Consider the following 15,253-nt stretch of genomic DNA (forward strand, 5'->3'; position numbering starts at 1 on the left):
TTTTTGTTATGCATATGGCTGAGAAATACCATCGGTATTTATCGCCACGATATCTCGCCCGTATTATAAATAATTGGACACATGATACCCTCTTTATTACCGCTACCCACAATGAACCAATCAACAGAATCATTGTATGCGCTACATTTTTCTAATTTCGCGTTTAATTGATCGACCTCTGATTCATCTACATCATCTTCTGTATCGTAAATTTCACAATACCTTGCTTGCAAATAAAGAAACTTTTTCAACTTATTTTGCGTATCATTTGAAGACTCAATAAAACTATCATCATAGACAAAATAGCCATTAAATGAAGGAAAGTCGGACTCCACTCGATCGATGTAACCAACAAGAATTTCTCCAAAAAAAAGACTAATTGCCATATCTATCTCTTATGCATAACTACTAATGAACATTATCCTTATGCAAACCTAACCTCACTGTAGGCCTTATGGTTAGTGGTATCCAGTGATGGTGGCTAGGTAGCAGGTCTTAACCGATTAGCTTTATATTTTTGCCTATTGCGTAGTATTGAGAATATTAAATACCAGCCTCGGAGTGTTGTGATATCAATTTATTAGCACCCTGCTATGTTGTACTGATGATCATAACAGTCTCAGTTGTCGTTAAAAAAAGTACCCGAAGGACAGTGCTGAACAACAACAGCGCTATCAGAACCACAGAGAAAGAAATCGCTTATGCAGTGTGAACTTGCATATTTAATTGCCAGGTTAATAATCAACAGAATTTACTCCAGAGGGTGAAGAACCTTTCAGGATTGGCGGGGATCTTTCAGAGTGAAGACACAAAAAACTTGCGCGAGGCAGAGCAGAATGAGGGAAAATACATTCGGTTTACTCCACTTGGAAAGCTCCAGCGTTACGAGTAGCGACAGGATTATACCCTTGACCTCCATACTCTGTGTCAAAAAAGTTTTTAAACCATACGCAAAACGCTAAGTTTTCGGTAAAATTACCGGTGATTAACCTATTGACGGGGATTGGTTTGTAAATTCCTGCTTTTTTGAAGGCATCCGAAAGAAGCTTCCAGTTGATCACTAATTCGAATATCTCTTTTGCTTGAAAATTAACCTTTTCCATTCGAACACAATTTTCATAGAGAATATCCATTAACTGGCAATATGCTGCTCCTGAACGAAAATCTTCGATTTTGGTGTAGTTCAACTTCAAGCAATCATTTACCCAAGATACAAGCTCATGCTGATCAGGGATATCAGCAGTTGGAAATGCCTTGTAGTATGTCTCAAAAGTCATTTTACGCTCCTTAAAAATCAGAGGCTATAATTTTCCCACCAAGGATCAATTATTTTTTCCAAACTTTAGCAAAACCTAACACAATTAATGCGGATATGACTCTAGAAAAAATAGATAAAAAATGCACATTATTTTTTAATAAAAAATCTATCATAGGTTAAGTCTGCACTTATTATAAATATATATTTATAGTGAACTAGTAACCTTTAAATGCTAATGAATTTTTTGATTAATTATTTATTCGTTTACTTTACGTTAAAATCAAACTTCAAGTACCCCTAGTGCTCCAGCTTTACTTCAAATACCAAAACCCCCTGGAAAAAATTTCCGGTAACCCCTGTTATCGGCTATTTTGACGATTTTCGTGTAAAATAGTACCACTCTCAGTATTAAGTATTACTAAGGTCACGTAATTTGACTGTAAGTGTCACCTAGATGTTTTTTTATAGCAATGACAGCAGCAGTATAGATGATGGACTTATAAAACAGGTGGACTAAGGCTGTACCACGTGCTCTTTGTAGTAATCTGCGCTCAAGTGTCATACTCCTAGTGCCAATAATAAGTAGTTAAGACGCTATTTTAATAATACTTTCGAATATAGCTTGAAGGAGTTAATACATGGTCAGGGTGACTGCTTACTCTAAAAGCTAGTTTGTTAAAGGCCTTTATACAACATTTGCATAACTCCCATTGAACACGCCATGAATTCTTCCCTGAAAGCCTGTTTGCTGCTTCCTTGCGGCAAAAAGCTCAACAAACATGAGTTATTCAATTGTTGTTTGTCATTAACAAACATTGAGGTGCAACTGCGTTAGGCTTGAGTGACGTTTGTTTTTTTAATGGCTTGGCGCAGGAAACACGACAACATGTTGTGCATCAATTCTAATTCCGATTTCTTCATCCCAGTCGTAGTCATGATGGCTGGATAATACAGACTCAATGATGCTGCCCGTTTTTAGACGTAAAGTGTATTGCGTTGTCGCTCCCATAAATGTTTTATAAATAATATCAGCACGGATAGTACTGGCGGTGTCAATAATAATGTCATCTGGACGAAGAAGTACCTCAATTGGGGAGCCTTCTGGCCAGCGGTGAGGGGTTGGGTTATTGATAAGTCCTAACTCAGTTGATAGGTGTTTTCCTTGAACTTGCCCAGGTAGAAAGTGTCCTTGTCCAATAAAGTTGGCAACAAACTGCGTCGCAGGTTCATGATAAATATGATAGGGCGTATTCCATTGCAGTAGCTGCCCTTGTTGCATAACACCTATTTGGTCCGCAAATGCGAAAGCTTCTTCCTGATCATGAGTAACCAAAATCGCACTAATACCTTGGTCTTTTAAAATTTGTCTGACTTCAAAACTCAACCGACGGCGTAAATCCGTGTCGAGGTTGGAAAAAGGCTCATCTAACAGAAGTAGTTTTGGTTCTGTTGCCATTGCTCTCGCCAATGCAACACGTTGTTGCTGACCACCAGAAAGTTCATGAGGATAACGGTGTTCAAATGCCGTCATGTTTGTCATTTCGAGAAGACGGGTTATGCGTTGTTGACGTTGGGGGTGTTTGACAATGCCAAAGCCAATGTTTTGCCTAACAGTCAAATGTGGAAAAAGTGCGTAATCCTGAAATACCATGCCAATTTGGCGCTGCTCAGGTGGCTTAACTGAAGTGGGAGTTGATAGTGGCTTGCCACATAATGAAATCACACCTGTAGTGATGCTTTCAAATCCAGCAATTGCTCTAAGCACGGTGGTTTTCCCACAACCACTTGGTCCCAGTAAGCTGCAGATTTCACCTGGTTGCATGGTGAAACCAAAATCTTGAACAACAGGTTGTTCATCATATGCACAGCAAACATTTTGTAATGACAGTAACGTAGACATGTAGCAATACGCCTTAGAGACTAGCATGATTAAAAACGCGTCTATTATTTCAGACCTACACTTGCTTTGCATCACTCTAAATGTAAGGAAGGAGAATCAGTATGGGCAATACAAAACCACTTTTTTTAAGGGGTTAATTTGTTGTGAGTAAAGTATACAATAGTGAGAGTGACAGCATTTACTATTTAAATACGTTAAACTATCTCAAATAGTTTGAGATAAGTGAGGTTACCTGATGGATGTAATGGAGCAAATTAAACAGCAAATTTCAACTCACCCTATTTTGCTGTATATGAAAGGCTCTCCTAAAATGCCGCAATGTGGTTTTTCTTCAAGAGCGGCACAGGTTTTAATGGAATGTGGCGAAAAATTTGCCTATGTAGATATCCTACAAAATCCTGAAATACGCACTAATTTGCCTGTATACGCTAACTGGCCAACGTTTCCTCAGCTTTGGATCAGTGGTGAACTATTTGGTGGAAGTGACATTATTTTGGAAATGCATGAAAAAGGTGAGCTGTTGCCACTGTTACAGGAAGCTAATAAAAACGCTCCACAAGAATCGGCTGATGCTTAAAGCTCATTATGTTGATGACCTGTTTTAAAACAGGTCATCATTTTCCTCTCGTCTCATTGTATTACCCCTACTAAATTCAACGGCTCAAGCAATAAAAGTGCATACTCATCGCAGCTTGTGTTATGGCAAAAAAAGAGAAAAAGTCGTTGGTTGCATTAAGCTAATATTTTTTGGAAGTTTAATTAAAAAGCACTGTCGAAATAAAATTCTATTTTTAGTATTAAACTTGCCGGAAAAACAGGTGACTTTGCTTTTATAGGTGATTTTGCTTTTTATAATAATGTTGTTTATTGAGTTAAAATCTTTTATTTAGATTTATTACGTTAATATGCCAAACCACATAAATTAATGACTTGGCAAATTAACATAGTTAAAGAAGGGGTAATCTTATTATAAAGGGTTACAAAGAGCCCATTGCAGATTGCAGGTAATTTTCTAAACCAATTTTGTCAATAAGTGATAGTTGGGTTTCAAGCCAGTCAACATGCTCTTCTTCAGACTCAAGAATTTTTTCAAGTAGCTCTCTACTACTATAGTCGCCAACACTTTCGCAGTAGGCGATACCTTCACGCAAATCAGGAATGGCCTGTTGAACTTCTAAATCGAGGTCACACTGAAGCATTTCTTTCGTATTTTCACCAATCCGCAAGCGTCCTAAATCTTGTAGGTTAGGAAGTCCTTCCAGAAATAAAATACGCTCAATGAGCCAGTCTGCATGCTTCATTTCATCAATGGACTCTTCATACTCTTTTTTTCCCAGCTCTTGGAGTCCCCAGTCTTTGTACATTCGGGCATGTAAAAAATACTGGTTGATGGCGATTAATTCGTTACCAAGCGCTTTATTGAGGTGCTCAATAACTTTAGGATCACCTTTCATGTCAGGTCCTCATCAGCTTGTATAATAGGATAAAAAGTGGGGATTTTAGGCGCTGCAAGCCTTCTTTAGTATCGCTAGCTGTAAGTCTGGTGTCAAACTTAAGTGACTGATTTAAAATAAGTTTTTGAGAATGTTAATTACTATCATTGCGTTCTGCGTTTGTGGGCTGAACACTTACTCATTAAATGAAGCCAGGCACGACATAGGGTTATGATATAGAGAGGATGGTAATAAAGTTAGAAGGGTAATCAAAGAGAGGTGCATTGATAGGATGCGGTATAAAACGAGGTGCTGAAATATTCTGTAGATTAAGCGGGCAAGTACTCTAACAGCTGCTGTCTTTCTTGCTTGGCCTCTTTAACAATTTGCTTGGCGTCTTTGGCACACTTTCCACACTGTGTGGCCACGCCGAGGCACTGACTGACCTCTCGCAGGCTATCGGCACCGTCATGAACGCACTGCCTGATTTCATGGCATTTAACATTTTTGCATAGGCAAACGTACATAATGCTTAATCTACCCTATAGCTTAGTGTTGTCACTTATGATAATAATGTGAATGATAATGATTGTCAATTGGGTTAATTGCTCAAAAAGAGATCGCTTACTAATAGATTTTTTCTATGGCTATGTAAAAAAAATTCAATCGGAAAGGCGGTAGGCTTGCAACTTACTGAGGTGTATTATTAGTTCCAACAATGTAGTTTTACATTAGCAAGACAGGTTAAGTATATTTATCTTGCTTTATTTTAAAGTAGTAGCAGGGACAAATAGCTCTCTGTGATCATAAATAGTCTATAAAATTAACGACATGTGGAGAATATAAATGGGCGTTCTAGTAAGTAAGCGTGCTCCAGACTTTACGGCTCCAGCTGTATTGGGTAATGGTGAAATTGTTGAGCAATATAACTTTTCTGAAGCGACTAAAGGAAAGTATGCACTCGTTTTCTTTTATCCATTGGACTTCACTTTTGTATGTCCTTCTGAGTTGATTGCACTTGATCACCGTATGGACGCCTTCAAAGAGCGCAGTGTAGAAGTGATTGGTGTCTCTATTGACTCTCACTTTACTCACAATGCTTGGCGTAATACATCTGTTGGTGAAGGTGGTATTGGTCCAGTTAAGTACACATTAGTTGCAGATATGACTCATGAAATCGCCAAAGCATTTGATGTTGAGTCTGCAGGTGGTGTGGCTTTCCGTGGTGCTTTCTTGATTGATAAGGAAGGTGTTGTTCGCTCTCAATTGGTTAATGATCTGCCTTTAGGCCGTAATATCGATGAGCTGGTACGTTTGGTTGATGCATTACAATTCCATGAAGAGCATGGTGAAGTTTGCCCTGCTGGCTGGAAAAAAGGTGAAAAAGGTATGCAAGCTTCTCCACAAGGTGTAGCTAAGTATCTTTCTGAAAACTCTGAGCAACTATAAGATCTTAAAAGAAGCAACTAGCATTATTTAACTATGTTTACGTACCATTTTATTTAAGTCGTGCTACTGCTAATAAAAAACCCTGCTTTTGCAGGGTTTTTTGTGTCTTAAAATGCCATTAGGTTTAACAAAAGTATTTATTTTAAAGCATTCACTGGCCAGCCACCCAGTGTCTGCCAACGGTTAACAATGCTACAAAATAGTTCAGCTGTTTTATTGGCATCATAGGCTGCAGAGTGAGCTTCATTAGCATCAAAGTTGATATCCGCGGCTTCACACGCTTTAGCAAGCACCGTTTGGCCAAATGCCAGTCCTGCTAAAGTAGCTGTATCAAAGCTGGAAAATGGATGAAATGGATTGCGTTTAAGGTTATTTCGGGTAACCGCTGCATTTAAAAAGTTCAAGTCAAACATCGCATTATGTCCAACCAAAATGGCCCGGTTACAGCCTCCCGACTTAATAGCCTTACGGATACGTTTAAAAAGCTGCTTTAGAGCTTCAGCTTCATCAAATGCTTTGCGCTCAGGGCAAAATGGGTTGATACCCGTAAATTCTAGTGCTGCTGGCTCAATATTGGCGTCCGGAAAAGGTGTGATTGCAAAGTCTATGGTATCTTCAGCTATCATTTGACCTGTTGCATCAATGGTGAGTGTGACTGCAGCAATTTCCAGTAAGGCATCAGTTGCTGCATTAAAACCTCCGGTTTCAACATCAATAACGACAGGTAAAAAGCCTCGAAATCGTTCTGCTATAAGGGGTTTCAGTGATGCTTCATTTGTCACGCTACAGCCTTAATTCTCATTGAAGGATACGCCAGTTGATAATTTCTCCTGCACGCAATGGTACTACGCGGTCGCTACCGAATGCTAGCGTCTCTGGTACATGCCAAGGCTGTTTAACCAGAGTAACTGTGTCAGTATTGCGATTAAGGTCATAAAAGTCCGCACCGTTAAAGCTGGAAAAAGCCTCTAACTTATCCAGTGCACCCATTTCTTCAAAGACTTCTGCATATAGTTCAAGAGCAGCAAATGCACTGTAACAACCTGCGCAGCCACAGGCATTTTCTTTACGCTGCTGGGTATGAGGGGCGGAGTCTGTACCCATAAAGAATTTTGGGTTGCCACTGGTTGCAGCAGCTCTTAGCCGTTCCTGATGTTGCCTGCGTTTTAAGATAGGTAAGCAGTAAAAGTGGGGTTTTATTCCTCCCACAAGCATGTGGTTGCGGTTATAAAGTAGGTGTTGTGGGGTGATGGTTGCAGCAACATTATCATTGTGGTCTAAGACAAAGTCGACAGCATCTGTTGTTGTAATATGTTCAACAACCACTTTCAATTTAGGAAATTGTACGCAGAGTGGTGCGAGTTGTTCAGCTAAAAAACGTTGTTCTCGATCGAAAATATCCACATCAGGCGTAGTTACTTCCCCATGAACAAGTAAGGGTAAGCCAGCTTTCTCCATAGCAGCAAAAGCAGGATAAAGCGGTGTGAGGTTGTGTACACCTGCATCAGAGTTTGTGGTTGCGCCTGCAGGGTAGAGCTTAACACCATAAATAATGCCAGACTGGGCTGCTTGTTGGATAAGTGCAGGTGTTGTTTGGTCAGTCAAGTATAGTGTTAATAAGGGCTGCCATTGACTATTGGCTGGGATGGCGTGCTGTATACGAGTCTGGTAGTTTTGCGCATCATCAACGGTTTGAATAGGAGGCGTTAAATTGGGCATGACAATCGCACGTCCACAATAGCGTGCTGCATCCTCTACTGTATTTGTTAAAACTGCACCATCTCGTAAGTGGATATGCCAGTCATCTGGACGAGTGATTGTTAACATCTGTTCCATTGAAAGTTGCCTAACCAAATAATTTGCTTTGGGCATCCTACCTAAGTGTACTCTGAGATACTAGGCTTTGTTTGTTAGACATGTGGTTCAGTTGTCTCAAGCTCAGCCAGGAATATTATATGTTTCGTTGAGCTGAAAGCAGATTAAGACTAAAGATCATTACAGGTTAGCCGCTATTTTAAGAAGTAACTGGTGAGAATCGGCGTATGATCTTTGATAAAACATTAGATTTAATCAAATCTTGTTTAGTGTTGTTGTTTTTCGGGGGGACTCCTGCGAGCGCCATTATTTATCAAGCGCCTGTTGATCGCTCTGAGTGGCGGATGGATGGCTCCATTTTTGAGTGCAATCTTTATCACCCTATACCAGAATTTGGTGAGGCGGTTTTTCGTCGGCGAGCGGGTGAGCGGGTAGGTTTTCGTTTGCTGAGCTGGCAAAGTCCTATACAGAAAGGGAAGGCGATGCTTGTCGCTTCATTGCCATCCTGGCGACATGATCGGAGTGCTCAGGTGATGGGGGAGATACAAGTCGATCCAGGTAAAGAAGCCATTTTTATGACAGGGCCTTTACCCAGCTGGATGTTAAATCAGCTTAAACAAGGCATGGCTCCAGCATTTGAACGAATGGCCTGGTACAGTGATAAAGAAACTATCACGGTTGCGTTATCAAATGTTAATTTCCAGAAGGTTTACAATGACTATTTAGGCTGTTTGTCCAAGCTGTTACCCGTGAATTTTGATCAAATACGACGGTCTTTTGTGCTGTTTGATTCAGGTAAAACAACGTTAAATGAGCAGGCTAAAGAAAAACTCAATAATATTGCCATTTATGTCAAAGCTGACCCTAAAGTTCAGTCAATTTTTATTGATGGGCATACCGATGATATAGGACGTCGCTTGGATAACCGAGAGTTATCAAAACAAAGAGCTGAATCTGTTGAGAAATATTTAGTAGCACGGGGTGTTAAATCTGGAATTATGAAAGTTCGCTTTCATGGTGAAAGATATCCAATTGTTAAAAACGCTTCCTCTAAAGATCGTACGCGTAATCGACGTGCAACCATTCGTCTAGAAAAGAAACCATTACCCTCAGAAAATGTAACTGTCCCACCAACAACAAATATTTTAGACGAAGAAAAAGGAACGGAATAAAACTTCCCAGTAACTGACATAAACATCTAGCCAACTCATATGGATGTGTACGTTCGTCAGACAATAATTCCCTTTTTTGTTCCACTATTAATTTCTGGCTACATAATGACACAAAAAAATGATGTGATTGTGCCTATTGCTCTAGGCGAAGTAATTCACAGTCGTTAGAATAATTGTTCATTTGGCACGAACATAACTTTAGTAATTTGGGAATATAAAAGTAGTTTTTGGAGCAAACGAATGAAAGACATCAATAAGGTTGTCTTGGCATACTCGGGGGGATTAGACACCTCGGTCATTGCCAAGTGGCTGGAAGACACTTACCAATGTGATGTGGTGACCTTTACAGCTGACTTAGGTCAGGGTGAAGAAGTTGAGCCAGCCCGAGCAAAAGCAGAAGCACTAGGTATTAAAGAAATCTATATTGATGACTTGCGAGAAGAGTTTGTCCGAGACTTCGTTTTCCCCATGTTCCGCGCCAATACTGTCTATGAAGGAGAGTACCTGCTAGGTACTTCAATTGCTCGACCACTGATCGCTAAACGTCTTGTTGAAATTGCTAATGAAACAGGGGCGGATGCCATTGCTCATGGAGCAACAGGGAAGGGTAATGATCAGGTTCGCTTTGAACTGGGAGCCTATGCATTAAAACCTGGCATACAAGTTATTGCCCCCTGGCGGGATTGGGATCTTAGTTCCCGGGAAAGTTTATTGGACTATTGTCATAAACACGATATCCCTGTTGAAACGCAAAAGGGTAAATCCCCTTATTCAATGGATGCAAACTTACTACACATTTCGTATGAAGGTGGCCTTTTAGAAGACCCATGGGCTGAACCAGAAGAAGATATGTGGCGTTGGTCAGTAGCACCAGAACAGGCACCTGATACACCTACTTATTTGGAACTGGACTATCTAAAGGGTGATATTGTCGCCATTGATGGTCAGGCAATGACACCAGCAGAAGTACTGACCTTTCTGAATAAAGTGGGTGGTGCTAATGGTATTGGGCGGACAGATATTGTTGAGAACCGCTATGTGGGCATGAAGTCTCGGGGATGTTATGAAACACCTGGTGGAACCATTATATTGCGTGCCCACCGTGCTATAGAGTCAATTACGCTTGATAGGGAAGTGGCTCACTTAAAAGATGAGCTCATGCCTCGTTACGCAAAATTAATATACAACGGTTACTGGTGGTCTCCTGAGCGTAAGATAATGCAGGATATGATCGATACTTCTCAGCTTCATGTGAATGGTAAAGTACGACTTAAGTTGTATAAAGGCAGTGTCATCGTTGTGGGGCGTCAGTCAGTTGAGAGCTTGTTTGATCAGGCAATTGCAACTTTTGAGGATGATGCGGGTGCTTATGATCAGGCCGATGCTGCAGGTTTTATTAAGTTAAATGCACTACGGTTACGGATTGCTGCTAATAAAGGACGTAAGCTGCTCTAGTTATTAAATACAGCAATAAATGTAGTCACATTTAATGTGTACATGAATAAAAAAACCCGCTAAAAAGCGGGTTTTTTTATTTAAGGCTTAACCTGATAACCCTTGTCCTGCGTGCTTACTATTAATCAGTTCGATTGCATAGTTGTCAGGATCACGAACAAAGGCTATTTCAGTTGTACCACCTTTAACTGGTCCAGGCTCGCGGGTAATTACGCCACCTGCTACACGAATTTGTTCGCAGGTTTTGTATAAATCATCCACTTCAATGGCAATATGTCCAAAGGCATTGCCTTGGTCATATTGATCAACGTCCCAGTTGTAAGTTAATTCAATGACAGCACCTTCTGCTTCATCCTGATAACCTACAAAGGCCAGTGTATATTTGTACTCAGAGTTTTCTGATTTTCGTAATAGCTTCATGCCCATTATACGTGTATAAAAATCAATTGATTTATCTAAATCAGCTACACGTAGCATGGTATGCAGTAAACGCATTTATCATCCTCATTGGCTGGTTTTATTTACCAACTGGTTTGCCATTAATGGATGCTTTCTGCAGGTAAATATCGTAAACCTTGCTTTCTTCAAGTTGTTGCAAGCGAACTAAAATATAATCCCATTCTTTTGCAAACCAGAGAGTTGTTTCACGCTTTTTATTTTCGCGAACACGTTTCACTTTTACAGTTTTCAATTTGCCAAGCGGACTGTCAATAACTTCCTCGCCAAGGCGTTTGAAAGAGTATGTTTTCACTTCATCTTCATCAGCCACTTTGTAGGTGAGATCTTTTTTATTATTAGCCAGGTCGAGCCTTAATTGAAACTGATAGCTCAAAGGGTCAAGGGTTTGTTTAGTAATTGCAAAAGGTTTAACGTCTTCGTCAGCCTGATTTTGCACTTGCATATTTTTCCAATCAAATGACAGGCTGTCCTCTTTCGTTTTTGCAAATCCACCTCGTTTGTAGTGGTAAGAGGCAGGAACGACATGGTTGTCTTGAATGCTGAATCTGGACTGTTCAGCAATATCAACAATCACAATGTCTGCACTAAAGCTAAGGTGGTAAGAGCCATCTTTGGCTACCGTTAACTCCCGATTTGCAGAACCTTTGACAGGGATACTTGATACTTCAGCGCCATAGGTTGCTTTATAAGGTTGTAACGTATCAGCATTGAGATAGGCGGTATGAGTAAAGCAAGCCAGCCCAGCGGCTAATGCAAGTAAGCCTTTTGTTTTCATAGGCAAAAAACCTTTGTTGTCATCTAATGTCTGATTTGAACACCTTGTGGCGGTAAAAGTTCGCCATCAAGAAGACATTTATTGTGTTCCATTTTTAATTTTTGTTCCGAGAACCAGGCAACTGCTTTAGGATAAATAGTGTGCTCTTGTTGCTGTACTTTTTGTGCAAGTGTAGTTGCAGTATCTTCTTTTGTGACTTGAATAACGGCTTGAATGATAATAGGTCCGCCATCTAGTTCTTCGGTTACAAAGTGTACAGTTGTACCGTGTTCCTTATCACCTGCATCAATTACCCGTTGATGAGTATGCAGACCACGATACTTAGGAAGTAATGATGGATGAATATTAATCATTCTTCCTGTGTAGTGTCGTACAAAACCATCTGTCAAAATACGCATAAATCCTGCAAGGACTACAAGCTCTGGCTGGAAATTATCAATATGAGCCTGCAGTGCTCGATCAAAGGCATCACGATCAGTGTATTGGCGATGATCAATAACTTTGGTAGGAATATTGGCTTGTTGGGCTCGCTGCAGACCATAGGCATCAGCTTTATTGCTTATAACAGCCGCAATACGGTAGTGATGGTGAGGTTGCTGATCGATTAAGGCTTGTAAATTACTACCATTGCCAGAAATTAATACAACAATATCCATAGAAAAAGTCCATCAGCGATATGTTGGTTGTTGGGCCACTTATAGGTGGATATGGCATAGATAGGCTAGTGTTGGTTAGTCACTAGCCCTGCTGAAAGGCTAAAACGACAGGTTTTGTACTTCTACCGCTTCATCTTGTTTCTCTTTCGTTTGGATTTCACCAACACGCCATACTGTTTCACCAGCAGCATCTAAATAGCGAATTGTGGCTTCAACTTTCTCGATAGGAACACATATCACCATACCTATACCACAGTTAAATGTCCTTAACATTTCTTGGCTAGTAATATTGCCTGCTTCTTGGAGCCACTTAAATACAGGAGGTAAATCCCAGCTACCGCCATCAATAACAGCCTTGCAGTTGTCTGGTAAAACGCGGGGAATATTTTCAAGTAAGCCTCCACCTGTGATATGTGCCATTGCTAATACAGGGTGAGTACGCCAAAGCATTTCCAGTGAGCGTACATAAATTTGTGTGGGAGCAAGTAAGCTGGCACCAAGTGTTGAATCGCCAAGCGGCATACTGAGGTCAGCATTACTATCTTTAAGCAGTTTACGAATCAGTGAGTAGCCATTTGAGTGAGGGCCTGACGAGGCTAGTGCTAAGAGTTGATTACCAGGTTGTACTTTGCTGCCATCAATAAGCTTGGACTTTTCGACAATACCTACACAAAAGCCTGCAAGATCATAGTCATCTCCCTGATACATGCCCGGCATTTCAGCGGTTTCACCACCAATTAGAGAAATACCTGCAATTTCACAACCCCGGCCAATGCCTGCAATTACATCGGTGGCGACATCCACATTGAGCTGACCTGTTGCATAGTAATCTAAAAAGTAGAGGGGTTCTGCACCGCATACAATGAGATCATTGACACACATCGCTACAAGATCAATACCTATAGTGTCATGCTGGTTGAGTTCCATCGCCAGGCGTAGCTTTGTTCCCACGCCATCAGTACCAGACACTAAAACAGGTTCTTGGTAGCCTTTAGGTAGTTCAAATAAAGCACCAAAGCCACCAAGCCCACCCAGGGCTTCCGGACGATGAGTTCTTCTGGCAATATGTTTAATGCGTTCAACTAAGCGGTTGCCTGCATCAATATCAACGCCTGCATCCTTGTAACTAACAGATGGCATTGAAGACGATGGTTTGCTGCGTTCAGTCATGGCTTAAGGCCCAGGTAATGAGTGATTGGAATTAAGCGTAAAGATGAATTGTCTTAAAGTTGTGTCAATCTGTCTTGTTAATTAGACCACTTTTAAGTAACTTGCGCGGCACATTGCGGGTATTTTAGCAAGTGTTTGCTTGCCAGGCTATGTAACTATTTATTAAGCGATAGCTTATGCAGATTATTAAGCAATAGCTTGTGCAAGGTTATTAAACAGTGCTTATATCAGGTGGTCGTTATGCCGAGTTGTAATCAGGGGGTATTAGACACGTTAGTTTGTACCCGTACAGATTTTGTTATCAAATAAAGGTATGACTAATGTTGTTTTCTGTTACAAGGCTATTGGCATGCCAATGTAAAGTATTAAGTGCCTGCTGATCAGGAAGGAAAGTAAGACTATGTTCTCACGACAGCTAACGTTTATTTTGACTTCATTTTTGCTACTTATTTCACTGGTAGCAACGACCGCTTCAGCGGCATCTGACCTTTATCAAGCAAAAGTCTTGGTACGTTCAACGGCCGAGCAAGATGAAGGTATGCGAGAAGGGTTTATCAAAGTTTTGCAAAAAGTGTCTGGCCAGGAAGATATTGCCAATAAGCCAGGTATTGCCGAGGCAGTTAACACACCCGACATGTATATTGTTCAGTTTGGCTTTGAGTCAACAGGTGAAACGACTCTGTCAAGCGATGGTCTTGAAGTGCCTGCAAAGCAGATGGTCATGCAGTTTGATAAAAAAGCTATAGAGCGCTTACTTAAAGATCATAATGTTTCAGTGTGGCAGCCCACTGAGCGGCCAAATACGTTGGTTTGGCTGATTCAGTCAGCATCAGGGGTGAGGACGCAACTTGGAGAGAGTGATAATCAACACCCTTTATTACAGGCATTGACTAAAGAATCTAAGCAAAAGGCCATGCCATTGTTATGGCCTTTATTAGACTTAGAGGATGCAGCTGCTTTGGATGAAGTAGATATGTGGGGCTTATACGCTGATACGATTCGTTCAGCATCTCAGCGTTACAATCCAGGTGCTATATTGGCTGCACGTGTATATGCTGAAGATGAGCAGACATACAGTGGCCGGTGGTTGTTACTGGGGGATAATACACAAAAAAGTAAGTCATTTAGTAAGCTGTCAGCTGAAGATCTTGCTGCAATGGGCGTTAAACTTGCTGCAAACTACTATACAGCAGATTTACAGGACACTCCTGACGAAAATAAGCCCTTAGAAAATGCTGAACAGTCTACAGGTGCAAATACAACAACAATAGGACAACTACCATCTTCAACTGAGTCTAATAATGATGCGGCTCTAACTACAGAAAATGATGGATCTTCAACAGGCTCTACTTTGCCTGTACCTACCGCGACGAGTCATGATGTGAGGTTGGCAGTTGATGGGGTTGAAGGGATAGATGCATTTGCCAATATTAATCAATTACTGAAAAACTTAACGGAAGTAAAAGCAGTTCATTTGGTTAAAGTTTCTGGAGCTATGGTGGTATTTGATATTGATTTAAAGGATAACCGCTCAAAAGAAAAACTTGTGGCCCGATTAAACCGGGAAGCCAGGTTGAATATGTTACCCCCACAAGCAGGTGCTGACCGTTTTGTTCAGTATCAGTGGGTAGGGCAGTAGCTGAGGTGTCAGGGAGTCGTTTATATCAGTAGTATGATGATTAAGTGTAACAAGCTTAAGCGTCATACAATC

17 protein-coding genes are annotated in these 15,253 nt (G+C 40.7%); 5 read left to right on the plus strand and 12 right to left on the minus strand.

Translation table 11 applies throughout. The features are described from left to right. Positions 1-38: 38 nt before the first annotated feature. The 4 genes from KCG35_RS04195 to KCG35_RS04210 form a co-directional block, all read right to left on the minus strand. Entirely contained in the window at positions 39-386 is a 348-nt protein-coding gene (locus KCG35_RS04195; protein WP_215818420.1) for a hypothetical protein, read from the minus strand. A 233-nt stretch (positions 387-619) separates the two neighbouring features. Next, entirely contained in the window at positions 620-745 is a 126-nt protein-coding gene (locus KCG35_RS27040) for a chitin-binding domain-containing protein (RefSeq protein WP_215818421.1), read from the minus strand. Between the two features lie 112 nt (positions 746-857). Beyond that, on the minus strand, positions 858-1,277 hold the full coding sequence (locus KCG35_RS04205) for an RP/EB family microtubule-associated protein (protein WP_215818422.1): 420 nt from the start codon (positions 1,275-1,277) through the stop codon (positions 858-860). 837 nt (positions 1,278-2,114) lie between these two features. Then, complete coding sequence (locus KCG35_RS04210) at positions 2,115-3,158, minus strand: ABC transporter ATP-binding protein (RefSeq protein WP_215818423.1); 1,044 nt, start codon at positions 3,156-3,158, stop codon at positions 2,115-2,117. A 235-nt stretch (positions 3,159-3,393) separates the two neighbouring features. Between KCG35_RS04210 and grxD the strand changes: the two genes are divergently transcribed. After that, positions 3,394-3,735 carry a Grx4 family monothiol glutaredoxin gene (gene grxD, locus KCG35_RS04215; RefSeq protein ID WP_215818424.1) on the plus strand — a complete coding sequence of 114 codons (342 nt, stop codon included), beginning with the start codon at positions 3,394-3,396 and terminating at the stop codon, positions 3,733-3,735. A gap of 400 nt (positions 3,736-4,135) precedes the next feature. Here the strand turns inward: grxD and bfr are convergent, their stop codons facing one another. Continuing rightward, positions 4,136-4,612 (minus strand): bacterioferritin, encoded by a 477-nt coding sequence (gene bfr / locus KCG35_RS04220; RefSeq protein WP_215818425.1) that lies wholly within the window; start codon positions 4,610-4,612, stop codon positions 4,136-4,138. A 308-nt stretch (positions 4,613-4,920) separates the two neighbouring features. Then, positions 4,921-5,118 (minus strand): (2Fe-2S)-binding protein, encoded by a 198-nt coding sequence (locus tag KCG35_RS04225; RefSeq protein ID WP_215818426.1) that lies wholly within the window; start codon positions 5,116-5,118, stop codon positions 4,921-4,923. A 319-nt stretch (positions 5,119-5,437) separates the two neighbouring features. Here KCG35_RS04225 and KCG35_RS04230 point away from each other — a divergent pair, with 319 nt between their 5' ends. Next, entirely contained in the window at positions 5,438-6,040 is a 603-nt protein-coding gene (locus tag KCG35_RS04230; protein WP_215818427.1) for a peroxiredoxin, read from the plus strand. A gap of 137 nt (positions 6,041-6,177) precedes the next feature. Here the strand turns inward: KCG35_RS04230 and rnt are convergent, their stop codons facing one another. Continuing rightward, positions 6,178-6,822: a ribonuclease T gene (gene rnt / locus KCG35_RS04235; RefSeq protein ID WP_309227283.1), complete on the minus strand. Its 645-nt coding sequence runs from the start codon at positions 6,820-6,822 to the stop codon at positions 6,178-6,180. Between the two features lie 16 nt (positions 6,823-6,838). After that, positions 6,839-7,876 (minus strand): dihydroorotase, encoded by a 1,038-nt coding sequence (pyrC, locus tag KCG35_RS04240; RefSeq protein WP_215818428.1) that lies wholly within the window; start codon positions 7,874-7,876, stop codon positions 6,839-6,841. 206 nt (positions 7,877-8,082) lie between these two features. On the opposite strand from pyrC, the gene KCG35_RS04245 reads away from it, so the two are divergent. Then, positions 8,083-9,027 carry a flagellar protein MotY gene (locus KCG35_RS04245; protein ID WP_215818429.1) on the plus strand — a complete coding sequence of 315 codons (945 nt, stop codon included), beginning with the start codon at positions 8,083-8,085 and terminating at the stop codon, positions 9,025-9,027. 240 nt (positions 9,028-9,267) lie between these two features. Beyond that, the gene (locus KCG35_RS04250; protein ID WP_215818430.1) at positions 9,268-10,482 is read left to right on the plus strand and encodes an argininosuccinate synthase; all 1,215 of its coding nucleotides are present in this window, start codon (positions 9,268-9,270) and stop codon (positions 10,480-10,482) included. Positions 10,483-10,569: 87 nt separating this feature from the next. On the opposite strand, the gene gloA is transcribed toward KCG35_RS04250, so the two are convergent. From gloA to purM, 4 genes are all read right to left on the minus strand, one after another. After that, entirely contained in the window at positions 10,570-10,977 is a 408-nt protein-coding gene (gene gloA / locus KCG35_RS04255) for a lactoylglutathione lyase (protein WP_215818431.1), read from the minus strand. Positions 10,978-10,999: 22 nt separating this feature from the next. After that, positions 11,000-11,716 carry a DUF3108 domain-containing protein gene (locus KCG35_RS04260; RefSeq protein WP_215818432.1) on the minus strand — a complete coding sequence of 239 codons (717 nt, stop codon included), beginning with the start codon at positions 11,714-11,716 and terminating at the stop codon, positions 11,000-11,002. Positions 11,717-11,739: 23 nt separating this feature from the next. Continuing rightward, positions 11,740-12,372, minus strand: coding sequence for a phosphoribosylglycinamide formyltransferase (purN, locus tag KCG35_RS04265; protein WP_215818433.1), 633 nt, complete (start codon positions 12,370-12,372; stop codon positions 11,740-11,742). A 99-nt stretch (positions 12,373-12,471) separates the two neighbouring features. Beyond that, entirely contained in the window at positions 12,472-13,542 is a 1,071-nt protein-coding gene (gene purM, locus KCG35_RS04270; RefSeq protein WP_215818434.1) for a phosphoribosylformylglycinamidine cyclo-ligase, read from the minus strand. Between the two features lie 400 nt (positions 13,543-13,942). Here purM and KCG35_RS04275 point away from each other — a divergent pair, with 400 nt between their 5' ends. After that, positions 13,943-15,181, plus strand: coding sequence for a DUF2066 domain-containing protein (locus tag KCG35_RS04275; protein WP_215818435.1), 1,239 nt, complete (start codon positions 13,943-13,945; stop codon positions 15,179-15,181). Positions 15,182-15,253 lie beyond the last annotated feature (72 nt).

It is taken from the genome of Zooshikella harenae (genome assembly GCF_018837975.1).
Taxonomy (GTDB): domain Bacteria; phylum Pseudomonadota; class Gammaproteobacteria; order Pseudomonadales; family Zooshikellaceae; genus Zooshikella; species Zooshikella harenae.